The organism is Arthrobacter sp. GQ119 (assembly GCF_059759125.1).
Window position 1 is genome coordinate 17,484 of sequence record NZ_JCAXEA010000011.1, and the last position, 23,196, is coordinate 40,679.

The window sequence follows — 23,196 nt, forward strand, 5'->3', positions numbered from 1 at the left end:
CCCAATGTTACTTGTCAGTAACTTAGCGTGCAAGGAGCGGAATGCTAGGCGCCTTGGTCCCTGGCTTCCTTCGGCGGCAGAGGCTGTGGATTGAGGAACGCCTCCGTGATCAGAGGTGCCACGATCCCGATCTGCCACGGCCTGGCTCCCAGTCCCCGCAGTTCTTCGGCCACGGACGCTTCGCTGATCTCGGCCGGGGGGCGCCAGGCGATCCGACGCAGGTAGTCGGGCGTCAGCAGGTTCTCCAGCGGAAGATGCAGTTCGTCGGCCTTCTTCTGCAGAAGCGGCCGTGCGGTGGAGAGCCGTTCCGCGGCGGCTGGGTCGCGGTCTGCCCAGACCCGCGGCGGCGGCGGGGCGTTGGTGGGAAGGTGCAGGGGCGGAAGGTCTTCGAGGGCCCTGGCCGTGGCGATGCAGCGAAGCCAGCGCGGGGCCTCGCGCTGCGCTGCCCGGCCATGGAAGCCCTTGGTGCCCAGCAGTTGCGGCACAGTTGCCGGCATGGCTTTGGCGGCAGCCACAAGGGACGAATCGGGAATCAGCCGGCCCGGCGCCACATCCCGCTTCTGTGCCAGGGCGTCGCGTTCAAGCCACATCTCGCGGACTGCGGCGAGCTGGCGGCGGTCCCGGACCTGATGCAGACCGGATGTTTTGCGCCAGGGATCGATCCTTGGCGGTGCCAGTCCGGCTGCGAGGATCGCAGCGAATTCCTGCTCGGCGAACTCAAGTTTGCCGTCCGCTTCGAGCAGCTCAATGAGTTCCTCGCGGAGCTCGGTCAGGACTTCGACGTCGAGTGCAGCGTAGCGGAGCCAGGGTTCCGGCAGGGGGCGGGTGGACCAGTCGGCCGCCGAATGTTCCTTGGCCAGGCCGAAGCCCAGCAGCTGTTCGATGACTGCGGCAAGTCCCACGCGCGGCAGCCCGGCGAGCCGGGCGGCGAGCTCGGTGTCGAACAGCTTGTCCGGCCACATGCCGAGCTCGGAAAGGCAGGGGAGGTCCTGGCTGGCCGCGTGCAGGATCCATTCGACGCCATGCAGCGCATCGTTGATGATGCTCAGATTGTCAAAGGGTTCGGGATCGATGAGCCAGGTACCCGACCCCTCGCGGCGGATCTGGACCAGGAATGCCCGCTGGCCGTACCGGAAGCCCGAGGCCCGTTCGGCATCTACGCCGGCGGGTCCGGTTCCGGCGGCTATTGCTGCCGCACAGCGTTCCAGTCCTGACTGCGTCTCAATGACCAGCGGAACGCCGTCGCGGGGTGAATCGAGATCGATGACAACGGGGACGCGGCTGTCAAAGCCCTCGACGGAGATATGGGGGGTGGTTTCAGCAGCCGGAGCGCCAGCTGTGGTGTTTTCCAAATTTTCAGGGGTCATGATGGCCCCTAGTTTACCGGCAGCGCGCTGCCGGGCGGAGTCCCTGCCGCCGGAGGGCACTAGTTCCGGCGCCTGCGGGGGAGCGCAGACACGCCGTCGGGGAGCGGCGGCAGGCCCGCGAAGGTGCACACCATATCGGACCAGGCCTCCAGGTGGGCCTGGACGTCGGCACCCGCCGGGGTCCAGGAGGCGCGGAGTTCGATGTCTATCGATCCCGGCCTGTCGGCCAATGTGCCGAAGCTTTCCGAAAGGACGCGCGTGGCGGTTCCGCCGGCTGCCCTGTACGCCGCCTGGTGTGTCTCGAGGGCTTCCACGAGCCAGGTCCACGCAACGGAACCGAGCATTTCGTCGTTGCCCATCTCCGGCTCAAGCTGGGCCCGGATATAGGTCACGATGCGGAATTCTCCGTCCCAGACCGCGGAGCCGTCAGGGTCGTGCAGCAGGATGAACCGCCCGGTGGCGAGTTCATCGTCGTCGGGGTCGTTGCCGCCGGCCGAGCGGGCAAGAGCGACGGCGGCCGGGCCGTGTTCCGCAGCGGATTGACTGCCGCGGCTGTGGGCGCCGATGACCTCGGCGCCGAGCGCAACGGCGAACGGCGCCAGCCGCGACGGCGCCGGGATCTCGTTCAGATGCAGCTCACTGCGGCATCGTGCTTTCCGGAGGGTCCCCAAGGCGTACAGAAATTCCGCGGGAACCTGGGCAAGTGCGTTCACAATCGCAGGGTATGCAATGGAGCCAGCGAAGGTCGGCAGGCTCGCCGCCGACCAGGGCAATCTGGCCGGTTCAATCCACAGCAGGGCATTCCGGGCCTCCTAATCAGCGGCCTGCGCCGCCCCGCCGGAGCCGGAGTCGGCGGCTTTCCGGTGCTGTGCCAGTTCGATCCGGATGGCCTCGACGAAGGCGTCCACGTCTTCCTCGCTGGTGTCGAAGGAGCACATCCAGCGGACCTCGCCCAGGGCTTCGTTCCAGTCGTAGAAGCGGAAGGATTTCCGCAGCTTGTCCGCCACTCCTTGGGGCAGGATGGCGAAGACGCCGTTCGATTCGGTTTTCTGCGTGGGTTCCACACCGTCAATGGTCTCCACAGCCTTGCGCAGCCGGGCCGCCATGGCGTTCGCGTGGGAGGCCGACCGCAGCCACAGATCACCCTCCAGCAGCGCGATGAACTGGGCGGACATGAAGCGCATCTTGGAGGCCAGTTGCATGTTCATCTTCCGCAGGAAGAGCAGGCCGTGGGCGGCTTCCGGTTTGAGGGCCACCACCAGCTCGCCGAACAGGAGGCCGTTCTTGGTGCCGCCGAACGACAGGATGTCCACTCCTGCATCGCGGGTGAAAGTCCGCAGGGGAACGCCAAGGTGCGCGGCGGCATTGGCCAGCCGGGCCCCGTCCATGTGCAGCTTCATGCCTTTGGCATGGACGTGCCGGGCGATCGCGCGCACCTCGTCCGGGGTGTAGCATGTGCCCAGTTCCGTGGTCTGGGTAATGGAGACGGCAAGCGGCTGGGCGCGGTGCTCGTCACCCCAGCCCCACGCCTCGCGGTCGATGAGCTCAGGGGTCAGTTTGCCGTCCGGCGTATGTACCTGCAGCAGCTTGATGCCGCCGATCCGCTCCGGCGCGCCGTTCTCGTCCATGTTGATGTGGGCTGTTGACGCGCAGATGACGGCGCCCCAGCGGGGAAGCAGGGACTGCAGCGACAGCACGTTGGCGCCGGTGCCGTTGAAGACGGGAAAGCATTCGATGCCTTCTCCGAAGTGCTGCTCCATGAGGTCCTGCAGCCGGGCGGTGTAGTCGTCCTCGCCATAGGACACCTGGTGTCCTTCATTGGCGGCCGCCAGGGCGGCCAGCACCTCGGGGTGGACCCCGGAGTAGTTGTCCGAGGCGAAGCCCCGGATTGACGCGTCGTGCAGCCGGGCCATGGTGCTGTTGTCAGCCGTTTCAACTGTGGTTGTCATCGCTTTGGTCACGCTTTCAGTCTAGGGAGTTGCCGCCGGGCCTGCCCGCGGTCACGGGGTCAGCAGGATCCGCTGCCCGTTCAGTTCGGCGGCCGGCTTTCCGAACAGCCCGACGACGGCCGCAGCCAGGTCTTCGACGTCCGTAAAGCCGGGAAACCTGCGTTCGGGGTGGCGGCTGCGCATGGCGGGGTCCACCAGCGCCTTCAGCACCAGGACGACGGCGGCGCTGTGCAGTTCTGGGCCGTCCTGCAGTTCAGGGGCGCTCGGCAGTCCAGGAGAGCTCTGCGATTCAGGTGAGCTCTGCCCCGCTGTTCCCTTTAGCTGGTCCCGCTGGAACCCGTCCGCCACGGCCATGGTCCAGGCCTCGGCGGCCGCCTTGGCTGCCACGTAGCTGGCGACCGCCGCGGAAGGTGCGGTGACCGCCGTCGACGACACCATGGCGAACCGGCCGGTGTCGGATGCCACGAGGTCGCCGTAGAACACCCTGGTGACATTCCGGAGGGTCGTCAGGGAACTGGTTTCCAGGAAGTCCCAGTCTTCGTCGCTTTGGTCGGCAATGCCCCGGGCGCCCCGCCAGCCGCCCACGAGGTGGATAACGCCGTCGATCCTGCCCGCCCTGCTTGTGAGCTCCTCGTGGAGTTCCCGGACGGAGGGCAGGACCGCGAGATCGCAGGTGAGCGGAGTGACTCCGCTGCCGGCCGCTTCCGCCGCGGCCGCGATCCTTGTGCTGTCAGACCCCACCGTGTAAACGGTGATGCCGGCCTGGGCCAGGGCGCGCGCCACGGCGATGCCCGATGGCCCGCTGCCGCCTGCAACCAGGACTGTGGGGGTACGGTCCGTCATCAGGCCGTCATCGCTTCCGCGGTGGGGCCGGGGTTGGCCGGATCCTGTGCCCCGGTGATGCCTGCCGTCGACTCGATCACAGGACGCATCTTCTTCTCCAATGCTTCGTAGAACATGGACAGCGGGAATTCGTCGTCCAGCACCTGGTCGGTGAGTCCGCGCGGCGGTCCGTCGAGCGGGAGGGCGCCGGGACCCTTGGCCCATACCGAGGCCGGGTTCGGCGTGAGCGTTCCCGCGACGAGCTCGTAGGCGGCCAGCCAGTGCGCCGTCTTCGGCCGGTCGATCGAACGCCAGTACAGCTCTTCGATGCGGGCGCCGAGTTCAATGACCGCTCCGGCAACGTTGTCCCAGTCGAAGCTGAGCCGGCTGTCGGTCCAGTGCAGCACACGGTGCTGGTGCAGCCAGGCGAAGAGCAGCTGGCCGCCCAGGCCGTCGTAGTTGCGGATCCGGCTGCCTGTGATGGCGAACCGGAAGATCCGGTCGAAAATGACGGCGTACTGGACGAGTTTTGCATGCCGGCGGGCCTCCGGATCGGACGCTTCGTCCTTTTCGATCCTCACGGATTCGCGGAAGGCCGTCAGGTCGCAGCGCAGTTCCTCCAGTGAGTACAGGAAGTACGGCATGCGCTGTTTGATCATGAAGGGATCAAAGGGCAGGTCGCCGCGCATGTGGGTCCGGTCGTGGATCAGGTCCCACATCACGAAGGTCTCCTCCGTGAGCTCCTGGTCCTCGAGGAGAGCGGCGGCCCCGGCAGGCAGTTCGAGGGACGTGATCTCAGCCGCAGCCCCGAGGACCCGGCGGAAGCGGGCGGCCTCGCGGTCGGCGAAGATGGCGCCCCAGGTGAACCGGGGTGTCTCACGGACGGCCACGGTCTCCGGAAACAGCACAGCGGAGTTTGTGTCATAGCCGGGTGTGAAATCAATGAAGCGGATGGGGACAAACAGCTTGTTGGAGTAGTCGCCTGCTTCGAGCCCGGCGATGAATTCGGGCCACACCACATCGATCAGTACGGCTTCAACCAGCCGGCTCGTGCTGCCGTTCTGCGTGTACATGGGAAAGACCACGAGGTGCTGGAGTCCGTTTTCGCGGTGCGCCTGGGGCTGGAAAGCCAGCAGCGAGTCCAGGAAATCCGGGACTCCGAACCCCGCCTCCATCCACCGCATGAAGTCGGCGCAAACGAGTTCGAGGTAGCGGGCGTCGTGCGGGAAGGACGGTGCGAGGGCTTCCACGGCCTCGATGATGGCAAAGACATGGCGACCCGCAGCAGCATGATGCGCATTTTCCGGTACGGAACCGTCCTGGGTCTGAAGGCCGCGCAGTGCCGTGGCGGCGGTCTTGAGACGCTGCCATTCGGGGTGGTCCGCGGAGATCCTGGCGGGGGCGGTGGTAACGGTGATGGTCATGTTCGGCGTCGCCTTCCTGGTTGCCTGAGCTTCTATGCCGAGCGTAACAAGCAGCCAGATCTGCTAATCCATTTTAAGCCTTAGCATAAGAAACTGTGGGGCTCGGAGGCCACTTTGGGCAGGCCAGGAGCAGCGGCAAACAGCCTCAGGAACCGCCCGGGCCGCTATCTGCGCTCTCCACCGGGACAAGCCTCAGGGAAACCGAATTGATGCAGTACCGCTGGTCCGTGGGCGTCTCGTAGCCCTCACCCTCAAAGACGTGCCCCAAATGGGAATCGCAGGCCGAGCACCGCACCTCGACGCGGTCCATGCCGAGGGTGCGGTCGTGGATGTAGCGGACTCTGCCTTCGGCCAAGGGAGCCCAGAAGGACGGCCAGCCGCAGTGCGAATCGAACTTCTCCTTGCTCGTGAAAAGCTCGGTACCGCAGGCCCTGCACTGGTAGACGCCTGCGGTATGGGTGTCCCAGTACTCACCGGTGTAAGGCCGTTCGGTGCCCGCCTGGCGGAGCACATGGTATTCCTCAGGCGTCAGTTCCCGGCGCCACTCGTCTTCGCTCCGGACGACCGGGGCGCCCACCGTGTTCTCAGCTTTTTCTGGAGTGCTCATAGCCAAATCAACGCTCAGGAGTCCCCGATAAATCCCGAGCCTGCATACAGGTGCAGCACGGGAAGGCCCAGGCGGTCCTGCGCCTTGTTTGCCCAGTCAGTGTGAAAGGTGTCAGCCACGGCGTGTGGTCGGGTGACGACGACAGCCTGGACGGCGCCGAGCTCCTTCACCTTGGCCACGAGGCCGTTGACGGCCTCGCCGTCCACCACCTCGCCCGACACTCCGCCGCCGATGCCCTCGAGCGCGTCCACCGAGACGGACAGGGTCTCGGCCGCCGCAGCCCGTTGTTTCTCCGGGTCCGGTGCGTGCGAGGTCAGCTCGCGGAAGGCCTTGGCGATGTCCAGCATCGAGAGGTTCTCGAGGAAGTCCACGATCAGATGCCGCTCCGTGTTGGCGGGGACCAGCACGACCAGGGGCATGTCACCTCCGTTCACGAGGCGTTCGATGTTGCGGCGGTCGTCCGCACCCAGCGGCTCTTCTGTGAGAATGACGATTGGATCGCTCATGCCATCAGCCTAGCCCGGCGGCACCGCGCCCGCATGCTTTTGTGGCCGGATGTGCCTTGGACGCCGACTCCGGCAAGAATGGTGCAATGGACTCCTCCTTCCGGCCCGGCACAGAGCTGCTGCGCCACCTGGTTCCCGGTGCCCGTGAGCACCAGGCTCCGCACCTCTTGAAAAGCACACACCTCCTGAACAGCACGGATCGCCTGAGCAGCACTGATCTCTCGAAGGCCACAGGCCAGCAGGACACCCCCATGAGCCTCCGCGCCAAGTGGACCCTCGGCGGAATTATCGCGGGCAGCGCCGCAGCAGCCCTCCTGGGCGCCGGCTCATCGGCTCTCGCCCTGTACTTTGCCCGCCGCGTGCTCACCCCCGCCCGGTCTCGGGTGGCCGACCAGGAAGTGCTGGCAGTGATCAGGGAAGGGAGGGGGCTGCAGGTCATCCTTGCGGCGACGCCCGAGACGATCCAGGACGGCGTTTACAGCCTCTTTTTCGACGGCGGCAACGGCCACGCCCGCATCGGCAGGATCCTGTCCTATTCGCCGTCTGAACGCACTGTCCTGCGCGAGGTGGAGGCCGTGTACCAGGGAAATCTGGAAACCGCCCGCCGGGGCTGGTGGGGAGGCGCCGCTTATCCGAATCCCTTCGCCGTCGGGCTTGCCTCGCAGGAGGTGGCTGTTGAGGTTGAGGGCGGTACGGCCCCTGCCTGGCTGATCCCCGCTGAGCCGGACGCCGAAGTCTGGGCCATCATGGTCCATGGCCGCGGTGCGACCCGCCAGGAAAGCCTGCGGGCGGCCAGGGCTGCTCACGAGCTGGGACTGCCCGGCCTTCTCATTTCCTACCGCAACGACGGGCTCGCGCCCTCTGCGCCCGATGGCAGGTATGGCCTGGGATCCACAGAGTGGCGCGACGTCGACGCCGCGATCGAGTTCGCGCTGGCCCGCGGCGCCAAGGAGGTCGTGCTCTTCGGCTGGTCCATGGGCGGCGCCATCTGCCTGCAGACCGCGGACCTTTCGAAGCACCGGAACGTCATCCGCGCCATGGTTCTGGACGCGCCCGTCATCGACTGGGTCAACGTGCTGGCGCACCATGCTGAACTCAACAGGATTCCGTCCGCCGTCGGCCGTTACGGCCAGCTGATGATGGGCCACCGCCTCGGGCGCCGCCTCACGGGCCTGGCAGCCCCTGTTGACCTGAAATCCATGGACTGGGTGGCCAGGGCCGTGGAACTCCGGACCCCAACGCTTATCGTCCACAGCGTTGACGACGAATACGTCCCCTACGGGCCGTCCGCCCTCCTCGCAGAGAAGAATCCGGAAATGGTCACCTTCGAGGCGTTCGAGAAGGCGCGGCACGCCAAGGAATGGAACGCCGATCCTGCGAGGTGGGAGAGCCTGGTCAAGGCGTGGCTGCAGCAGCAGCTGGCGCCCCGGCTCAATCCCGGACAAACCTCCGGTCCGGGCCCGGACCCGGACCCGGACCAGGAAGCGGAAGCGGAAGCGGAAAATCGCCTGCGCGATTAGCCCGGACTGTCGCCAGTCCTGGGGGAGCCTGTGCCGATGGGAGCCGTGACGGCTTTGGTCAGGCGCACCAGGTCCCGGGGATCGAGCTCGATGTCGAGTCCCCGCCGGCCGCCGGAGACGAGGATAGTGGACAGCGCCAGGGCGCTGTCGTCGAGCACCATGGGGGAGGGCTGCCGCTGGCCCAGCGGAGAGATCCCGCCCAGGACGTACCCCGTCCGCCGTTCGGCGGCCCCCGGATCGGCCATCGCTGCCTTCTTGCTTCCTAAGGCGGCGGCCAGGGCCTTGAGGTCCAGGCTTCCGCTCACGGGTACGACGCCGGCCGCGAGCCTGCCGTCCACCTCCACCATGAGCGTCTTGAAGACCCTTGCCGGATCCATCCCCAGAACTTCGGCGGCTTCCAGCCCGTAGCTGGCAGCTGCTGGGTCGTGGCTGTAGGGATGCAGGGTAAAGGGAACGCCTGCCGCAGCCAGGACGGCTGTGGCAGGCGTTGCCTGTGACGTGTTCTTTCGCGCCATGTGATCCTGGATCCGAATCCGTGGATGTGGAGCGGCTAGCTTTGCAGCCGGGCGGAGGCGGCAACCTTGCGCTTGATACGCCCCAGCATGGCTGTCATTCCGCGCATCCGCAGCGGCGTGATGGCCCGGGTCAGGCCAAGCAGCTCGGGCATGTCGTCGGGCACGGCAAGGATTTCTTCTGCCGTGAGTCCATCCAGGCCCTCATGGAGCACGCCCGCGAACCCACGCGTTGTGGGGGCTTCGGGAGGAGCCTTGAAGAACAGCCGGAAGGCGGAGGGCCCGCCGTCGTTCTTTTCGGTCTCAATGGTGAGGAACAGCGGTGACTGGCACTCGACCACCTGCTCCAGAAGCTCGGGGTGGTCCTGGAGCCGCTCCGGCAGTTCGGGCAGGCCGCGGGAGAACTCCAGCAGCAGCTGGAGCCGCTCCGGCTCGCTCAGTGCCTGGAAGTCATCGACAATTTCCGCCAGTGCGGTGGGCAGTGCATAAGTACTCATCACTTCAAGCTTACGCAGTTTGCCCCCGCACGGCCCGTTTCTTACGCTGTTTGCGTGACGCCGAGGGGAAGGGAGCCGCGCTCGGCACCCTTGACGATCGGCACACGGACGGCGTTGCCCCATTCCGTCCAGGATCCGTCGTAGTTCCGCACGGACTCAAAGCCGAGAAGGTACTTGAGCGCAAACCACGTGTGGCTGGAGCGCTCACCGATGCGGCAGTAGGCCACGACGTCATCGCCCTCGGACAGGCCTGCTTCGCCCAGGTAGAGCGCCTCGAGTTCCGGCCGGCTGCGGTACGTGCCGTCTTCGGCCGCCGCTCGCGCCCACGGAATCGATGCTGCTGTGGGGATGTGTCCGCCGCGGAGTGCGCCTTCCTCCGGGTAGGCGGGCATGTGGGTGCGCTGTCCCGTGTATTCCTCGGGGGAGCGGACGTCGATGAGCGGCTTGCCGAGGTGGGCAAGGACGTCCTCCTTGAAGGCGCGGATCGGCGCGTCGTTGCGTTCGACGACGGGGTAGTCACCGACGGCCGGCGACGGCACGTCCGTGGTGAGCTCGCGGCCTTCCGCGATCCACTTGTCGCGCCCGCCGTCGAGCAGGCGGACGTCCTCGTGGCCGAAGAGGGTGAAGACCCAGAGCGCGTAGGCGGCCCACCAGTTCGACTTGTCGCCGTAAATCACGACGGTGCTGTCGCGTGAGATGCCCTTCGCGGCGGCCAGCGCGGCAAAGGCCTTGCCGTCCACGTAGTCCCGGGCAACTTCATCATTCAGGTCCGTGTGCCAGTCGACCTTGACCGCGCCGGGGATGTGCCCGGTCTCGTACAGCAACACATCTTCGTCGGACTCGACGACTACGAGCTTGCCGTCTCGGAGGGCACCGCCTTCAATGGCTGCGGCGAGCCACTCCGTGGAAACCAGCCGCTCGGGGTGGGCGTAGGCGGCGAACTTGTCATTCTGCTCAACTGGGTAGGACATGCGTATGGCCTTTCACTGAAACGGTCACGTCAGACCGACGGGGAAACCGGCCGGTCACTGCTTTCAACACTAGTCACGGGCCGTGCTGAAAGCTCCCCTGCGTTAACAGGACGAAATGTGCGCTTAGTCACGTGCGGCGGCAGGGGTTGTCCGGGGCTCATGGGGGCGGTACCAATGCCGGTATCCTTTCTGGGGATAAGTCACCAGCAGAACGGACCACCTTGGTACAGATCGAAAAGCTTGCCACCCGGACGCCGGCAGTCTCGGTGGATGAACTCCTCAAGGGTTTCTACCCGTCGCCCAGGTTCGGGCAGGTGTCGTTCTCGAGCTACCGGCCCGATCCTGCCCAGCCCAGCCAGGCGGCGGCAGTACGCGCACTTGAATCGTTCGCGGGCGGCGTGGGGTCCGGCGACGGGGCGGGACTTTTCAAGAGGCTCTTCGCCAAGAAGGATGTATCCAGGGCCGGCATCTACCTCGACGGCGGATTCGGCGTCGGCAAGACCCACCTGCTGGCATCCCTGTGGCACGCTTCCCCCGGGCCGAAGGCGTTCGGCACGTTTGTGGAATACACCAATCTCGTGGGCGCCCTGTCCTTCCGGAAAACGGTTGAGGCGCTGAGCTCCTACAAACTGGTGTGTATCGATGAGTTCGAGCTGGACGATCCGGGAGACACCGTGCTCATGTCACGGCTCATGCGCGAACTCGCGGACGCCGGCGTGAAGCTGGCCGCCACGTCCAATACCCTGCCCGGGTCCTTGGGCGACGGCCGGTTCGCCGCCGTCGACTTCCAGCGGGAGATCCAGGTCCTGGCCGACCAGTTCGACGTGATCAGGATCGACGGAGAGGATTTCCGCCACCGTGGCCTGCCCGCAGCGCCTTCTCCGTTGCGGAACAGCGAGCTCCACGCCCACATGAAGGCCGAGTTCGACGGCCAGACGGTGGCCGAGGACGACTTCAAGTCACTCATCGCGCATTTGGCCGGTGTCCACCCGAGCCGCTACCGGAAGCTCATCGACGGCGTGGACGGCGTTGTCTGGCGGGATGTGGAAACCATCACCGAACAGGCCGTTGCGCTGCGGTTCGTGGTTCTGGCCGACCGGCTGTACGACAAGGATGTTCCGATCCTGGCCAGCGGGGTTCCGTTCGACAAGCTGTTCACCGAGGAAATGATGACCGGCGGCTACATGAAGAAGTACTTCCGGGCGGTCTCCCGACTCACCGCGCTGGCCCGCGAAGGCCAGAACCACGAACCGGCTCTCTAGGCCTTAAACGCAGTAGGGCGCGTTAGACGCAGGGCTTTAAACGCCAAGGGCACCGGTGCCGCCTCTCGGCAGGACCGGTGCCCTGGTTGACGTGTCGGGGCAAATGCCCGGGCAAATCCTTTGTTACGGAGCCTTGTCGACCGGCGGCACGGCGGGGCGTGCCTGGGTCTCATTCGGCTTTCCGTCTGCATTGTCAACGAAGTTGGAAGCGCCATTCTGGACTTTATCTACGTGGCCGGCATACTTGCCGCCCGTCTTCGAGTCGACGAAGTCGCCGCCTTTTTGGATGCCGTCCTTGATGGCCTGCTCGTTGCCGCGGATCAGACCCTGAGCCTTGCCCTTTAGATCGTCAATTAATCCCACGAGCACCTCCCTTCAATCGCGGAGCCAGTTCGCTCCTCCGCAGTCGATCCTAGCCCTCGGGAGGACATATGCCAAGGTCCAGTTGACAACTTCTGTCACACGGTGTGAAGACATGAAAAAAGCAGCTCCTGGGGGAGCTGCTTTGTGGTGGGCGATACTGGGATCGAACCAGTGACCTCTTCCGTGTCAGGGAAGCGCGCTACCGCTGCGCCAATCGCCCGGAACCGGATAACCGGCTAATCCTGGGTTCGAATCCGTAAGGATGTAAGAGAGCGGACGACGAGATTCGAACTCGCGACATCCACCTTGGCAAGGTGGTGCTCTACCAGCTGAGCTACGTCCGCACATGAAGCACGATCCGGAAAGTCCGGACGTTCAACAACAAGCAAGTTTCCTTGCTCTGGTGGGCGATACTGGGATCGAACCAGTGACCTCTTCCGTGTCAGGGAAGCGCGCTACCGCTGCGCCAATCGCCCATTGCATCCGGCAGCACCGGAAACCATGGTTTTCACCGAGGTGGGTACGGGATTCGAACCCGTGTATACGGCTTTGCAGGCCGCTGCCTCGCCTCTCGGCCAACCCACCGTGTAAGCATAGATTCCTGGGAATCCAGCCGTGACAGTGTCCTGCGAGCGGACGACGAGATTCGAACTCGCGACATCCACCTTGGCAAGGTGGTGCTCTACCAGCTGAGCTACGTCCGCATTTTGGAGCGGTGATTCCTTGCCGTGAGCGGCATTTCCTCGCGTTCCAACGAGTAAAAACTCTATAGGAGGTTCAGGGAATCTCCAAATCGTCCTCCACTGCGGCTTCGTCAACCGGTCTACTTCCTTGAATTCTAGGGAAATTTTTGAATTACAGGGGTGTAGTTCACGGTGTTCATGCGCCGGGGCCTGCTGCCGGACTGCCTGCCAGGTCACTGCCTCTTGGCTCCCTCGTCCGTGGGTAATCGCCGGCTCTTCCCGGCGGGTGCCGTCCGATTTCCGTAAACGCCACATCGTCCGCTAGCATTCAAATGCATCGGGGCGATTGGCGCAGTGGTAGCGCGCTTCGTTCACACCGAAGAGGTCACTGGTTCGAACCCAGTATCGCCCACCGATGGAAGGTCCGTTCCGCACAGGGAAACCTGCGTGGGGCGGACTTTTCTGTTTCCGGACCTTACTGTCAGCCCCCTGTGAAAGAGTCTTGCCATGACTGATCCACTCCTCGCCCACGCCACGGAATATGGCCGGATGTACGCGCGCTCCACCACGGAGGCGTTCTCAGTTCCTTCCATCACCACGGTGATCGGTCAGCAGCCGCACGGCCTGGACGGCTGGTTTGGGTACATGGGGGCGAGCAGCCTGGCGAAGGATCCTTCGCTGCCGGAGATCCTTGGAAGTCCGGCCAAGGTCCGGCAGGCCGTGAACCGGGCGGCCAAGGCGGCGGAGGCTTACCGCGACGAGGCTGCCCAGCGCGGCGACCGCGTCCACAACTACTGCGAACAGGTCGCCCTGCGGGCCTTGGGCCGTCCGCATCAGATGCCGGAAGCCCGGGAGGCCCTGGCCTCCAACGGCGAGGAGGCCTTCGCGGCCCGCTTCGACGAGTGGTGGCAGCTGTTCCGCGTGGAGCCCGTGGCTCCGGAGATCACAGTATGGAACAAGACCGTTGGATATGCCGGAACCCTGGACCTCGTGGCCAAAATCAACGGGCGGACCTGCCTCATTGACTACAAGACCAAGGGGACTACCCGGGACGGCCAGGTTAAGCCGCTGGATGACAAGGTGGTCATGCAGCTCGTTGCCGGAATGAAGGCGGAGGAGAGTCTTGTGGACGCCGTGGCGGGGGAGTGGGAACCGTGGCGGCATGGCGACTCTCCGGTGCTGCTGGCGGTCGCCATCGGCGAAACCGAGGTTCGTCCGGTGCGGGCGAACCCCGAGGTGCTGCGGCATCACTGGTGGAAGTTCTGCGCGCTGCGCCGCGTCTGGGAAATGTCCGCGGACACCCTTAGCGCCGGGCCCGCCCTGCTCCCGGTGGCGCCGCCGGTGTTTGTCTGAGCGGAACTTCACCGGCTGCAGGAGGCGGACCAGCGCCGGGGCGGCCCCGGCAGGGCGGCAGCAACTAAACTGGTCTGGATCCGTTACCGTTCACCGTGAGGAAATGACTGCAGATGGCAATACTGAATATCCGTATCATCGGCGATCCCGTGCTGCGCACGGTTGCTGAGCCTGTCACGGAATTCGGGCCGGAGCTGGCCAGGCTCGTTGCCGACATGACCGAAACCATGGAGGACGTGGACGGCGCCGGCCTCGCCGCGCCGCAGATCGGCGTCAGCCTCCGGGTGTTTACCTACCGGATTGGCGGCGTCGAAGGCCACGTCATCAACCCCGTGCTGGAGAACAGTGAGGATGTTCAGCCCGACGAAGTGGAAGGCTGCCTGTCCATTCCAGGCCTCGGCTTCCCCGTCCGGCGCTTTCGGACCACCCGTGTAACCGGCGTCGACATCAACGGAAACCCCGTCTCGCTCGAGGGGGAGGGGATGCTGGCCCGCTGCTTCCAGCACGAGACCGACCACCTTGACGGCATTCTCTTCACCGACAGGCTCGAAGGAGAGGACCGCAAGGCTGCGCTGCGCTCCATTCGCAACGCGAACTATGACGCCATTACTGAGCGGACGACGGCGAAGCGTGCCAAGACTGTCGGCTCCAGTTTCGGGGGCGGCAGTTTCGGGACCGGAACATCCGGTGCAGGCAGCTTCGGCGCCGCCGAATGAGGGTCCTCTTCGCTGGAACACCGGCCGTAGCCGTGCCGTCGCTGGATGCACTGGTCGATGCCGGATTCGACGTCGTCGCAGTGCTGACCCGGCCGGACGCGCCGATCGGCCGGAAACGCGTGCTCACGCCGTCGCCCGTTGCCGCCCGCGCGGCGGAGTTGGGCATCGACGTCATCCACGCTGCCCGCGTGGACGCCGACGTCACAGCCAGAATTGCGGCATTCCGTCCTGACGTCGCGGCCATCGTCGCCTACGGCGGCCTGGTGCCGCGCGCGGCCCTGGATATCCCGCAACACGGCTGGATCAACCTCCATTTCTCGCTTCTGCCAGCCTGGCGCGGCGCTGCACCCGTGCAGCGCTCCGTCATTGCCGGTGACGACATCACCGGCGCCGTGACCTTCCAGCTTGAGGAGGGGCTCGACACTGGTCCCGTCATTGGAACACTCACCGAACCGGTCCGGCCCGATGACACCTCCGGAACGCTGCTGGACCGGCTGTCCCACAGCGGAGCCGTGCTGCTCGCCCAGACCCTGTCCGCCGTCGGCTCCGGCGCTGCGTCACCGCAGCCGCAGCAGGGCGAGGTGTCGCTGGCGCCGAAGCTGACCATCGAGGACGGCCGGATCAACTGGTCGGAACCGGCCCTTGCCATCGGCCGGCGGGCGCGGGGGGTCACTCCGGAACCGGGAGCGTGGACCACCCTCGACGGCCAGCGGCTGAAGCTCGAGCCCGTGGTGCCGCGGCCCGAGGGTCCTGCGCTGGCACCTGGAGCAGTGGCGCTCGACGGCAAAAACGTGCTGGTGGGAACCGGATCGCACCCCGTGCAGCTGACCCGTGTCCAGCCTGCGGGAAAGAAAATGATGTCTGCGGCCGACTGGGCCCGCGGACAGGCCTCCCTTGAAAGCGTGGTGTTCGAATGAGCGAGTCCGGTACAAGCGGCAGCGGCCGTGGGAAAGGCCCTCAAAGCGCCGGACAGGGCGGCCAGCGCGGGATCCAGCGTGGCAGGGACGGCAGCCGCCGGAACGCCCAGGGCAGGGAGCGCAACCGCGGCCCGCAGCGCAATTACACCGAAAACGCACCCTCCCAGCGCACCCGGCGCGCCGACCCCGCCAGGCTTGTCGCATTCGAAGTGCTGCGCGCCGTCGCGTCCGAGGACGCCTACGCCAACCTGGTCCTGCCGGCGCGGATCCGGCACCACGGGCTGGACAAGCGCGACGCCGGGTTCGCCACGGAATTGAGCTACGGCGCACTGCGCGGCCAGGGGACGTACGACGCCGTCCTGGCCCGCTGCGTGGACCGGCCGCTGGACCAGCTCGACCCCGCCGTCCTCGACGCCCTGCGCATTGGTGCGCACCAGCTGCTCGCCATGCGCGTTCCCGCCCATGCGGCGCTGGACCAGACGGTGGGACTGGCACGCGCCGTGATCGGGGCCGGGCCGTCCACGCTCATCAACGCCGTGCTGCGCAAGGTCGCCGCCCACACACTCGAGGATTGGCTGGACCTGCTGGTCATCAACGAGACGGACGCCGTCAAAGTGGCGGCTGTACGTTACGCCCATCCCGAGTGGATTGTGCGTGCGTTCAGGCAGTCGCTGGTGGCGCACGGCAGGCCGGTCACCGAAATCGACGATCTCCTCGAGGCGGACAACGCAGCCCCGGTGGTCAACCTGGTGGCGCTGCCCGGGCTCGGCAGCCTGGACGAGGCCCTCGAGAACGGCGCGGCGGCCGGTGAACTCGTCGAAGGTTCCGCGCTGTCCAGCGGCGGTGATCTCGGACGGCTCTCCTCGGTCCGGGAGGGAACCACGCGCGTCCAGGATGTCGGTTCGCAACTCGTGGCCCGCGCCCTCGCCGCCGTCGACCTTGGGAATACGGGCAGCAAGGATAGCGGCGCCGCCGCGGAGTCAGGTGAATCCTGGCTTGACCTGTGTGCCGGGCCAGGCGGCAAGGCTGCACTCCTCGGCGCACTTGCCCACCAGCGTGGAGCCACGCTTTTAGCCAACGAGCCCGCACCCCACCGCGCCAAACTTGTCCGGCAGGCCCTGGGCGCCGTTCCCAGGGAGGCGTGGCACGTGCGCACGGGGGATGGCAGGGAGGTCGGCGAGGAGCAGGCGGAACGCTTTGACCGCGTGCTTGTTGACGTCCCCTGTACGGGACTCGGCGCCTTGCGCCGCCGGCCCGAGTCCCGCTGGCGCCGCACGCCGAAAGACCTGACCGACCTCGGTCCGCTGCAGCGGGACCTGCTCAAGTCTGCTCTGGACGCGGTGAAGCCCGGCGGCGTCGTCGCGTACGTGACCTGTTCGCCGCACCCCGCGGAGACCACCGCCGTGGTCAGTGACGCGCTGCGCAAGCGTGACGACCTCGAGCTCTTGGATGCGGGCAGCGCCCTGGATGCGGTCAGCCTGACCGGGCAGCTGAACGCCGGCCACGAACAGACGGCCCAGCTGTGGCCACATATCCACCGCACCGACGCCATGTTCCTGGCCCTGATCCGCAAAAAGCGCTGATCTGCAAGAAACCCTGATTCACTCAGAGCGTTAAATCCCTCTCCGCGAAAGGACCCGCATGCCCCAGTGCTGCATCAACCCGAGCATCCTCTCCGCAGATTTCGTGAATCTCGAAGCCGAGCTGCAGCGCATCAGCAACGCCGATTCGGTGCACGTGGACGTGATGGACAACCATTTCGTTCCGAACCTGACCATCGGACTGCCGGTGGTGCAGCGGATCCAGGCCGTGAGCCCGGTTCCGCTGGATGCCCACCTGATGATCTCCGACGCCGACCGGTGGGCTCCGGACTACGCAGACGCCGGCATCGCCTCGGTGACGTTCCACGCGGAGGCGTCCATAGCGCCGGTGAAACTGGCCCGTGAGCTCCGGGCCCGCGGATCGAAGGCCGGCATGGCGCTGCGGCCCGCAACAGCCGTGGAACCGTACCTGGACATGCTTCCTGAGCTGGACATGCTGCTGATCATGACCGTGGAACCCGGATTCGGCGGACAGTCCTTCCTGGACCTTACGCTCCCGAAGATCCGGCGCGCCCGTGCCGCGATCGACGGATCCGGCGTCGGGGTGGCGCTCCAAGTGGATGGCGGCATCACAGAGGAGACGATCCTGCGCGCGGCGGAGGCCGGAGCCAACGTGTTTGTCGCGGGCTCGGCCGTCTATGGCGCTGCCGATCCGGCCGATGCCATCGACCGGCTGCGCAAGGCCGGCTCGCTGTAACCGCAAGCTCCCGCGATGGCGTTCCGTGACGGTCCATGGCAGGGAATACCCGGAGCATGCTCTGGGTTGTGTCAGAATAGCAACACACAATACGTGCTCCGGGGTCGGTGTAAGTCCGAACCGGCGGTGACAGTCCGCGACCCGCGAGCCGGTGTTCTCCCAGGAGGACCCGGCGGACGGTTGAACCGGTGAAATTCCGGTACCGACAGTTAAAGTCTGGATGAGAGAAGCACGTACGGCTGTATCTGTGGCGCCTGCCGGCGTCGCAGCATTGCACTGTCGTATACCCCCGGAGCCTTAGCGGTTCTAGAGGGAAGGAACGACACATACGCATGGACGCCCGTACCGTGTGGCCGGATCCGGCGGTAGCCACGTGACCATCCAGCCGATCCACGCCTTCAGTGCCTCCGAAACCCACGCAATGGACGCTGCCTTGGAAGCCGCCCTGCAGGGACCGCGAGGCGCCAATCCCCTGGTGGGTGCCGTCGTCGTCGGCCCCGACGGCCGTCAGTTGGCGACCGGCCACCACCGCGGCGCCGGAACGGCGCACGCCGAAGCCGATGCCATAGCGGCCGCCGTCGCCGCCGGGGTGGACCTCAATGGCGCCACAATGGTGGTCACGCTGGAACCCTGCAACCACGTGGGACGCACCGGGCCCTGCGCGCAGGCGATCATCGACGCCGGAATAGCGAACGTGGTGTATGCCGTTGACGACCCCCACGATCCCGCGGCCGGCGGGGCAGCAACCCTCCGCGCCGCAGGGGTCAGTGTCCGCAGCGGACTGGCAGCCGAGCGCGCCCTGGAACTCAACCGCCGCTGGTTCGAGGCTGTCGGGGACAAGCGCCCGTTCGTGACGCTGCACATCGCCCAGACGCTGGACAGCCGCATCGCCGCAGAAGACGGCACGAGCCAGTGGATTTCCTGCCCGGAATCGCTGGCGGACAACCACGCCATCCGGCGCCGGATCGACGCCATCCTCGTCGGCACGCAGACAGTTTTGGTGGACAACCCGCGTCTCACAGCAAGGGACGCGCATGGTGAAGCCTTCGGCGAGCAGCCGCTCCGGGCGGTCATGGGTCTTCGTGAAATCCCGGAAGACGCCGCCGTGCGCGGGGACGACGGCAAGGTTCTCCACCTTCCCACCCGTGACCCGCGTGAAGCACTGGACCTGCTGTTCTCGGCAGGGGCACGGCACGTCATGGTGGAGGGCGGCTCCAGGATCCTGAGTGCCTTCCTGTCAGAAGGCCTCGTGGACGAACTCGTCGTCTACCTGGCGCCCACGCTGCTCGGATCCGGAACCCCGGCCCTCAACGGCCTGGGCATCGCCACCCTTGCCGATGCCCAGCGGTGGGAGTGGGATGCGGCCTCCGGCGGTGCCGTCCAGACGCTGGGCAGGGATCTGCGGCTGCACCTCCTGCCGGAACGGCCGTCCGGGCCCCGCGCAAATGAAGACCCCGTGTCCGCAGCGGCACATTCAGCAACGTCAATTGATTCACAACCAGCCCGCACAGCAGCGGGCGCAGCCATGGGAGGCTACTGATGTTCACCGGAATTATCGCCGAGCAAGGGAAGGTCCTCTCCGTGGACCGGAACGGGGACACAAGCGCAACGTTGCGCCTGCACGCCCCCGGCACGGCCGACGGCCTGCCCTTGGGCGGCTCGATCGCCGTCAACGGCGTATGCCTCACGGCGACCGCGATTGACGGGAAGGACTTCAGCGTCGACGTCATGGGCGAAACCCTCATGCGCAGCACCATCGGCGACCTCGCCGCCGGCGACGCCGTCAATCTTGAACGCTGCGTTCCGGCGGGCGGCCGGCTGGACGGCCATGTTGTCCAAGGCCACGTGGACGGCGTCGGCGAGCTGCTGGAACGCGAGGCCCAGGGCAACTGGGAACGGCTCCGTTTCGGAGTGCCGCAGCGGCTGGCACGCTACATCGCCGAAAAGGGATCCATCGCCATCGACGGCGTCTCCCTCACTGTCACGGCCGTCAGCCCCGCGCCGGAAGCGTCGCCCTGGTTTGAAGTGGGGTTGATCCCGACCACCCTGGCTGACACCGGACTTGGTGCTAAGCCGGTCGGCGGAAAAGTGAACCTCGAAGTCGACGTGCTGGCCAAGTACACCGAACGGCTGCTGGCCTTCAGCGGCTCTGCAACCGGAACCGGCACTGCAACCGGAACGGAGGGCCAGGCATGAGCGCGGCAAAGCTGGAGCCGGCCGTAACCGGCACCACCGTCGCGCTCGATCCGATCGAGGACGCTATCCGGGCAATCGCGGCGGGGCGGCCGGTACTGGTTGTTGACAACGAGGATCGCGAAAATGAAGGCGACATCATCTTCGCGGCCCAGCACGCAACGCCTGCCCTGATGGGCTGGACCATCCGCTACAGCTCGGGCGTCATCTGCGTTCCGCTAGACGGCCCCCGCGCGGACGCCCTGGACCTGCCGCCCATGGTGGAGGTCAACCAGGATTCGAAGGGCACCGCCTATACCGTCTCCTGTGACGCCGCCGCCGGCGTCAGCACCGGCATCTCCGCCACGGACCGTGCTTTGACGGCCAGGGTCCTCGCGGACCCCCGCAGCGAACCCGCTGCGCTGACCCGGCCCGGGCATATTTTCCCATTGCGCGCGGTTAATGGGGGAGTGCGTGAGCGCCCCGGCCACACCGAAGCGGCCGTGGACCTGTGCCGGCTCGCCGGTCTGCAGCCGGTGGGCGTGATCGCGGAAGTTGTGTACGACGACGGTGAAATGATGCGGCTGGACGGCCTGCGGGTGTTCGCTGCGGAGCACGGTTGCCCCTTGGTTTCGATCGAGGATCTCGTTGCCTATATGGAAGCGAGCGACAGTGTATCTTCACAGGAGAGCAGGCCGGAGCCCAGTCCGGCTGGAGAAGGGAAATGACAATGAGCGGATCTCAAGCTGCGCAGGCGAGCAGCAACGGCCGGGTACCGCACCCGGTAAGCGGCGGCCCTGTGGTCCAGCTGCCCGGCGCGTTCGGAAACTTCGTGACACAGGCCTGGACCGATCTGATCACGGGCGCCGAGCACCTCGCTGTCAGCTCGCCCAATCCTCCGAAGGACGGCCAGGCGCCGCTCGTCCGGCTGCACTCCGAATGCCTCACCGGCGACGTCTTCGGATCCTACCGCTGCGACTGCGGCGAGCAGCTGGCCTACGCCCTGGAAATGATCGAGGCAAACGGCGGAACGCTCCTGTACCTCCGGGGCCAGGAAGGCCGGGGCATCGGTCTGGCTAACAAGATCAAGGCCTACGCCCTGCAGGAAGCCGGGTTCGACACCGTTGAGGCCAACGAGCAGCTCGGCCTGCCCGTGGACGCCCGGTGCTACAACGCCGCCGCCCAGATCCTTGCCGAAATGGGTCTGCACGAGATCCGGCTGCTGAGCAACAACCCGGACAAGCAGAACCGCCTGGCGAATGCGGGCGTCAAGGTCGTGGAAATGGTTCCCACCGAGGTGCCCTCCCGGGAACAGAACATCCGCTACCTGCAGACCAAGAAAGACCGCATGGACCACATGCTGACCCTGGATGCACAGGGTGCAGGAGTGCCGGGAAGCGGCGCGGACACTTTTGACCACGAACAAGACTGAACGGATCAGGAACTAATTCATGAGCGGACACGGCGCACCCCGGATCGACCTCACCACACTCAATCCCGCGGAGACCTCAAAGCTGCGGCTGGCCATCGTGGCGGCGAGCTGGCATACCCAGATCATGGACGGGCTCCTGGACGGTGCGTTGCGCGCCGCCAAGGATGCCGGCATCAGCGAGCCCACCGTGCTGCGCGTACCCGGCAGCTTTGAGCTCCCGGTCGCAGCGGCGCGGCTGGCGCCGCATTTTGACGCTGTCGCGGCGCTCGGCGTCGTCATCCGCGGCGGCACGCCGCATTTTGACTACGTCTGCCAGGCCGCAACGTCGGGGCTCACGGACGTCAGCGTCAACACCGGCGTGCCGGTCGGCTTTGGTGTGCTGACCTGCGACACCGAAGAGCAGGGCCTGGACCGGGCCGGCCTGCCGGGCTCCTCGGAGGACAAGGGGCACGAGGCTGTTACGGCCGCGCTGGCGACCGCGGTGCTGCTCGCGCAGTACTGATCCCTGCAGGCTATCTGCTGGTGATGGGCGGGGATGTGACCGGCCGCAGACCATGTGTATTCGGTCACACCCCCGCCGTCATGGAAGGGCCCGAAAGGCGAGGTCCGGCCCCGAGCAAGTAGGCTGGAGGGCGTGAAGAATTTCGAGACGCTGTTCGCAGAACTGAGTGAGAAGGCAGCCACCCGTCCGGAGGGCTCCCGCACCGTCGCCGAATTGGAGTCCGGGATCCACGGCATCGGGAAAAAAGTCGTCGAGGAAGCCGCCGAAGTCTGGATGGCTGCAGAGTACGAATCAGACGAGGCGGCTGCCGAAGAAATCTCGCAGCTCCTGTACCACCTGCAGGTCCTGATGCTTGCCAAGGGACTCAGCCTGGAAGACGTTTACAAGCATCTCTAGCCGCGTCCGCGTGGCCCAGCTTGCCTGAACTGAAGACTTCCACACCCAGAAAGACCCACAAATGCTGCGAGTAGCTGTACCCAATAAGGGATCCCTGTCCGAAGCCGCCTCCGCGATGCTCGCCGAGGCTGGCTATCACCAGCGCCGCGACAACCGCGAACTGGTCATGGTGGACCCCGACAACGACATCGAGTTCTTCTTCCTCCGCCCGCGCGACATCGCTGTTTACGTGGGGCAGGGAACGCTCGACGTCGGCATCACCGGCCGGGATCTTCTGCTGGACGCCGAGGTGGAGGCCGAGGAACTGCTGCCGCTCGGCTTCGCCGCCTCCACCTTCCGCTTCGCAGGTCCTGTGGGCGATTTCAGCAAAGTCGAAGAACTTGAGGGCAAGCGCCTCGCCACAAGCTACGACGGCCTGCTCCGCGGCTACCTCGCCGAGCGCGGCATCAAAGCGAAAGTGGTCCGCCTTGACGGCGCCGTCGAATCCTCCGTGCGGCTCGGTGTGGCCGATGCCATCGCCGACGTCGTCGAGACCGGCAGCACCCTCAAAGCCGCCGGCATGGAGATTTTTGGCGAGCCAATCCTCAAGTCAGAAGCAGTCCTGATCCGGCGTACCGGGCAGGGCGGTGCCGCGAACGGGACTGCAAAGGAGATTGAGGTCCTCATCCGTCGGCTGCAGGGCGTCCTCGTGGCGCGCCAGTACGTGCTGATGGACTACGACATCCGCAAGGATCTCGTCGAACAGGCCGCGGCCTTGACCCCCGGGCTCGAGTCGCCCACAGTCTCACCGCTGCGTGACTCCGAATGGGTGGCCGTCCGCTCCATGGTGCCGAAGAAGGAAACCAACCGGATCATGGATGAGCTGTACGACCTCGGCGCCCGTGCCATCCTGGTCAGCAGCATTCACGCCTGCCGCATCTGAGCCGG

Annotated in this window: 25 protein-coding genes, 6 tRNA genes and 1 riboswitch; of the genes, 15 read left to right on the top strand and 16 right to left on the bottom strand. The window is 66.1% G+C overall.

Annotation, left to right across the window (positions count from 1 at the left end; genetic code table 11):
- Window positions 1-44: 44 nt before the first annotated feature.
- The 7 genes from AC6CH3_RS11545 to AC6CH3_RS11575 all read right to left on the bottom strand — a co-directional run bounded on the left by AC6CH3_RS11545 (window position 45) and on the right by AC6CH3_RS11575 (window position 6,675).
- Entirely contained in the window at window positions 45-1,367 is a 1,323-nt protein-coding gene (locus tag AC6CH3_RS11545; RefSeq protein WP_498132573.1) for an HRDC domain-containing protein, read from the bottom strand.
- A 59-nt stretch (window positions 1,368-1,426) separates the two neighbouring features.
- Window positions 1,427-2,083, bottom strand: coding sequence for a DUF3000 domain-containing protein (locus tag AC6CH3_RS11550; RefSeq protein WP_498132681.1), 657 nt, complete (start codon window positions 2,081-2,083; stop codon window positions 1,427-1,429).
- A gap of 96 nt (window positions 2,084-2,179) precedes the next feature.
- Window positions 2,180-3,316, bottom strand: a complete 1,137-nt coding sequence (locus AC6CH3_RS11555) for a threonine aldolase family protein (protein ID WP_498132682.1) — start codon at window positions 3,314-3,316, stop codon at window positions 2,180-2,182.
- Between the two features lie 51 nt (window positions 3,317-3,367).
- Window positions 3,368-4,159 (bottom strand): SDR family oxidoreductase, encoded by a 792-nt coding sequence (locus tag AC6CH3_RS11560; protein ID WP_498132574.1) that lies wholly within the window; start codon window positions 4,157-4,159, stop codon window positions 3,368-3,370.
- A complete protein-coding gene (locus tag AC6CH3_RS11565; protein ID WP_498132575.1) occupies window positions 4,159-5,562 on the bottom strand; it encodes a DUF6421 family protein in 1,404 nt (467 codons plus the stop codon). The genes AC6CH3_RS11560 and AC6CH3_RS11565 overlap by 1 nt, the downstream gene beginning before the upstream one ends.
- A gap of 145 nt (window positions 5,563-5,707) precedes the next feature.
- Entirely contained in the window at window positions 5,708-6,169 is a 462-nt protein-coding gene (gene msrB / locus AC6CH3_RS11570; protein WP_498132576.1) for a peptide-methionine (R)-S-oxide reductase MsrB, read from the bottom strand.
- A 14-nt stretch (window positions 6,170-6,183) separates the two neighbouring features.
- Window positions 6,184-6,675: a hypothetical protein gene (locus tag AC6CH3_RS11575; RefSeq protein ID WP_494035216.1), complete on the bottom strand. Its 492-nt coding sequence runs from the start codon at window positions 6,673-6,675 to the stop codon at window positions 6,184-6,186.
- A 251-nt stretch (window positions 6,676-6,926) separates the two neighbouring features.
- Here AC6CH3_RS11575 and AC6CH3_RS11580 point away from each other — a divergent pair, with 251 nt between their 5' ends.
- Window positions 6,927-8,195, top strand: a complete 1,269-nt coding sequence (locus AC6CH3_RS11580; RefSeq protein ID WP_498132683.1) for an alpha/beta hydrolase family protein — start codon at window positions 6,927-6,929, stop codon at window positions 8,193-8,195.
- On the opposite strand, the gene ybaK is transcribed toward AC6CH3_RS11580, so the two are convergent.
- The 3 genes from ybaK to AC6CH3_RS11595 are packed head-to-tail and all read right to left on the bottom strand — an operon-like array spanning window position 8,192 to window position 10,175.
- Window positions 8,192-8,710, bottom strand: coding sequence for a Cys-tRNA(Pro) deacylase (gene ybaK / locus AC6CH3_RS11585; protein ID WP_498132577.1), 519 nt, complete (start codon window positions 8,708-8,710; stop codon window positions 8,192-8,194). The genes AC6CH3_RS11580 and ybaK overlap by 4 nt on opposite strands.
- A gap of 35 nt (window positions 8,711-8,745) precedes the next feature.
- Window positions 8,746-9,204: a SufE family protein gene (locus AC6CH3_RS11590; protein ID WP_400579535.1), complete on the bottom strand. Its 459-nt coding sequence runs from the start codon at window positions 9,202-9,204 to the stop codon at window positions 8,746-8,748.
- 41 nt (window positions 9,205-9,245) lie between these two features.
- Window positions 9,246-10,175, bottom strand: a complete 930-nt coding sequence (locus tag AC6CH3_RS11595) for a sulfurtransferase (RefSeq protein ID WP_498132578.1) — start codon at window positions 10,173-10,175, stop codon at window positions 9,246-9,248.
- A 221-nt stretch (window positions 10,176-10,396) separates the two neighbouring features.
- Here AC6CH3_RS11595 and zapE point away from each other — a divergent pair, with 221 nt between their 5' ends.
- Entirely contained in the window at window positions 10,397-11,437 is a 1,041-nt protein-coding gene (gene zapE, locus AC6CH3_RS11600) for a cell division protein ZapE (RefSeq protein ID WP_400579533.1), read from the top strand.
- A 123-nt stretch (window positions 11,438-11,560) separates the two neighbouring features.
- Here the strand turns inward: zapE and AC6CH3_RS11605 are convergent, their stop codons facing one another.
- From AC6CH3_RS11605 to AC6CH3_RS11630, 6 genes are all read right to left on the bottom strand, one after another.
- Complete coding sequence (locus tag AC6CH3_RS11605) at window positions 11,561-11,800, bottom strand: antitoxin (protein ID WP_498132579.1); 240 nt, start codon at window positions 11,798-11,800, stop codon at window positions 11,561-11,563.
- A 145-nt stretch (window positions 11,801-11,945) separates the two neighbouring features.
- A tRNA-Val gene (locus tag AC6CH3_RS11610) sits at window positions 11,946-12,020 on the bottom strand.
- Between the two features lie 51 nt (window positions 12,021-12,071).
- A tRNA-Gly gene (locus AC6CH3_RS11615) sits at window positions 12,072-12,144 on the bottom strand.
- A gap of 57 nt (window positions 12,145-12,201) precedes the next feature.
- Window positions 12,202-12,276 (bottom strand) — tRNA-Val (locus AC6CH3_RS11620).
- Between the two features lie 38 nt (window positions 12,277-12,314).
- Window positions 12,315-12,385: transfer RNA gene (locus AC6CH3_RS11625), tRNA-Cys, on the bottom strand.
- A 46-nt stretch (window positions 12,386-12,431) separates the two neighbouring features.
- A tRNA-Gly gene (locus tag AC6CH3_RS11630) sits at window positions 12,432-12,504 on the bottom strand.
- 319 nt (window positions 12,505-12,823) lie between these two features.
- On the opposite strand from AC6CH3_RS11630, the gene AC6CH3_RS11635 reads away from it, so the two are divergent.
- From AC6CH3_RS11635 to hisG, 13 genes are all read left to right on the top strand, one after another.
- Window positions 12,824-12,895, top strand: a tRNA-Val gene (locus AC6CH3_RS11635).
- A gap of 95 nt (window positions 12,896-12,990) precedes the next feature.
- Window positions 12,991-13,836 carry a cytochrome gene (locus AC6CH3_RS11640; protein WP_498132580.1) on the top strand — a complete coding sequence of 282 codons (846 nt, stop codon included), beginning with the start codon at window positions 12,991-12,993 and terminating at the stop codon, window positions 13,834-13,836.
- 113 nt (window positions 13,837-13,949) lie between these two features.
- Window positions 13,950-14,552: a peptide deformylase gene (gene def, locus AC6CH3_RS11645; RefSeq protein ID WP_498132581.1), complete on the top strand. Its 603-nt coding sequence runs from the start codon at window positions 13,950-13,952 to the stop codon at window positions 14,550-14,552.
- Window positions 14,549-15,469: a methionyl-tRNA formyltransferase gene (gene fmt, locus AC6CH3_RS11650; RefSeq protein WP_498132582.1), complete on the top strand. Its 921-nt coding sequence runs from the start codon at window positions 14,549-14,551 to the stop codon at window positions 15,467-15,469. The genes def and fmt overlap by 4 nt, the downstream gene beginning before the upstream one ends.
- The gene (locus AC6CH3_RS11655; protein WP_498132583.1) at window positions 15,466-17,052 is read left to right on the top strand and encodes an RsmB/NOP family class I SAM-dependent RNA methyltransferase; all 1,587 of its coding nucleotides are present in this window, start codon (window positions 15,466-15,468) and stop codon (window positions 17,050-17,052) included. Before fmt ends, AC6CH3_RS11655 begins: the two co-directional genes overlap by 4 nt.
- A gap of 58 nt (window positions 17,053-17,110) precedes the next feature.
- Entirely contained in the window at window positions 17,111-17,767 is a 657-nt protein-coding gene (rpe, locus tag AC6CH3_RS11660; protein WP_498132584.1) for a ribulose-phosphate 3-epimerase, read from the top strand.
- 89 nt (window positions 17,768-17,856) lie between these two features.
- Window positions 17,857-18,004: riboswitch (FMN riboswitch) on the top strand.
- Between the two features lie 184 nt (window positions 18,005-18,188).
- The gene (gene ribD, locus AC6CH3_RS11665; protein ID WP_498132684.1) at window positions 18,189-19,307 is read left to right on the top strand and encodes a bifunctional diaminohydroxyphosphoribosylaminopyrimidine deaminase/5-amino-6-(5-phosphoribosylamino)uracil reductase RibD; all 1,119 of its coding nucleotides are present in this window, start codon (window positions 18,189-18,191) and stop codon (window positions 19,305-19,307) included.
- Entirely contained in the window at window positions 19,307-19,963 is a 657-nt protein-coding gene (locus tag AC6CH3_RS11670) for a riboflavin synthase (protein WP_498132585.1), read from the top strand. The genes ribD and AC6CH3_RS11670 overlap by 1 nt, the downstream gene beginning before the upstream one ends.
- Complete coding sequence (gene ribB / locus AC6CH3_RS11675) at window positions 19,960-20,667, top strand: 3,4-dihydroxy-2-butanone-4-phosphate synthase (RefSeq protein ID WP_498132586.1); 708 nt, start codon at window positions 19,960-19,962, stop codon at window positions 20,665-20,667. The genes AC6CH3_RS11670 and ribB overlap by 4 nt, the downstream gene beginning before the upstream one ends.
- Before the next feature lie 2 nt (window positions 20,668-20,669).
- Window positions 20,670-21,371 carry a GTP cyclohydrolase II gene (ribA, locus tag AC6CH3_RS11680; RefSeq protein ID WP_498132587.1) on the top strand — a complete coding sequence of 234 codons (702 nt, stop codon included), beginning with the start codon at window positions 20,670-20,672 and terminating at the stop codon, window positions 21,369-21,371.
- A 19-nt stretch (window positions 21,372-21,390) separates the two neighbouring features.
- Window positions 21,391-21,873 carry a 6,7-dimethyl-8-ribityllumazine synthase gene (ribH, locus tag AC6CH3_RS11685; protein WP_498132588.1) on the top strand — a complete coding sequence of 161 codons (483 nt, stop codon included), beginning with the start codon at window positions 21,391-21,393 and terminating at the stop codon, window positions 21,871-21,873.
- 132 nt (window positions 21,874-22,005) lie between these two features.
- Window positions 22,006-22,269 (top strand): phosphoribosyl-ATP diphosphatase, encoded by a 264-nt coding sequence (locus AC6CH3_RS11690; protein WP_003801526.1) that lies wholly within the window; start codon window positions 22,006-22,008, stop codon window positions 22,267-22,269.
- Window positions 22,270-22,330: 61 nt separating this feature from the next.
- Window positions 22,331-23,191 carry an ATP phosphoribosyltransferase gene (hisG, locus tag AC6CH3_RS11695; protein WP_498132589.1) on the top strand — a complete coding sequence of 287 codons (861 nt, stop codon included), beginning with the start codon at window positions 22,331-22,333 and terminating at the stop codon, window positions 23,189-23,191.
- The last annotated feature ends 5 nt before the right edge of the window (window positions 23,192-23,196 follow it).

What these genes read in the sequence shown, in the direction of transcription:
- AC6CH3_RS11575 (WP_494035216.1), bottom strand. Translation starts at nt 6,675, where the DNA reads ATGAGCGATCCAATCGTCATTCTCACAGAAGAGCCGCTGGGTGCGGAC.
- ribD (WP_498132684.1), top strand. Translation starts at nt 18,189, where the DNA reads ATGGACGCTGCCTTGGAAGCCGCCCTGCAGGGACCGCGAGGCGCCAAT.
- ribH (WP_498132588.1), top strand. Translation starts at nt 21,391, where the DNA reads ATGAGCGGACACGGCGCACCCCGGATCGACCTCACCACACTCAATCCC.
- AC6CH3_RS11655 (WP_498132583.1), top strand. Translation starts at nt 15,466, where the DNA reads ATGAGCGAGTCCGGTACAAGCGGCAGCGGCCGTGGGAAAGGCCCTCAA.
- AC6CH3_RS11590 (WP_400579535.1), bottom strand. Translation starts at nt 9,204, where the DNA reads ATGAGTACTTATGCACTGCCCACCGCACTGGCGGAAATTGTCGATGAC.
- AC6CH3_RS11545 (WP_498132573.1), bottom strand. Translation starts at nt 1,367, where the DNA reads ATGACCCCTGAAAATTTGGAAAACACCACAGCTGGCGCTCCGGCTGCT.
- def (WP_498132581.1), top strand. Translation starts at nt 13,950, where the DNA reads ATGGCAATACTGAATATCCGTATCATCGGCGATCCCGTGCTGCGCACG.
- msrB (WP_498132576.1), bottom strand. Translation starts at nt 6,169, where the DNA reads ATGAGCACTCCAGAAAAAGCTGAGAACACGGTGGGCGCCCCGGTCGTC.
- AC6CH3_RS11565 (WP_498132575.1), bottom strand. Translation starts at nt 5,562, where the DNA reads ATGACCATCACCGTTACCACCGCCCCCGCCAGGATCTCCGCGGACCAC.
- ribA (WP_498132587.1), top strand. Translation starts at nt 20,670, where the DNA reads ATGAGCGGATCTCAAGCTGCGCAGGCGAGCAGCAACGGCCGGGTACCG.
- AC6CH3_RS11640 (WP_498132580.1), top strand. Translation starts at nt 12,991, where the DNA reads ATGACTGATCCACTCCTCGCCCACGCCACGGAATATGGCCGGATGTAC.
- AC6CH3_RS11560 (WP_498132574.1), bottom strand. Translation starts at nt 4,159, where the DNA reads ATGACGGACCGTACCCCCACAGTCCTGGTTGCAGGCGGCAGCGGGCCA.
- AC6CH3_RS11595 (WP_498132578.1), bottom strand. Translation starts at nt 10,175, where the DNA reads ATGTCCTACCCAGTTGAGCAGAATGACAAGTTCGCCGCCTACGCCCAC.
- AC6CH3_RS11670 (WP_498132585.1), top strand. Translation starts at nt 19,307, where the DNA reads ATGTTCACCGGAATTATCGCCGAGCAAGGGAAGGTCCTCTCCGTGGAC.
- ybaK (WP_498132577.1), bottom strand. Translation starts at nt 8,710, where the DNA reads ATGGCGCGAAAGAACACGTCACAGGCAACGCCTGCCACAGCCGTCCTG.
- AC6CH3_RS11555 (WP_498132682.1), bottom strand. Translation starts at nt 3,316, where the DNA reads ATGACAACCACAGTTGAAACGGCTGACAACAGCACCATGGCCCGGCTG.
- hisG (WP_498132589.1), top strand. Translation starts at nt 22,331, where the DNA reads ATGCTGCGAGTAGCTGTACCCAATAAGGGATCCCTGTCCGAAGCCGCC.
- fmt (WP_498132582.1), top strand. Translation starts at nt 14,549, where the DNA reads ATGAGGGTCCTCTTCGCTGGAACACCGGCCGTAGCCGTGCCGTCGCTG.
- rpe (WP_498132584.1), top strand. Translation starts at nt 17,111, where the DNA reads ATGCCCCAGTGCTGCATCAACCCGAGCATCCTCTCCGCAGATTTCGTG.
- AC6CH3_RS11580 (WP_498132683.1), top strand. Translation starts at nt 6,927, where the DNA reads ATGAGCCTCCGCGCCAAGTGGACCCTCGGCGGAATTATCGCGGGCAGC.
- ribB (WP_498132586.1), top strand. Translation starts at nt 19,960, where the DNA reads ATGAGCGCGGCAAAGCTGGAGCCGGCCGTAACCGGCACCACCGTCGCG.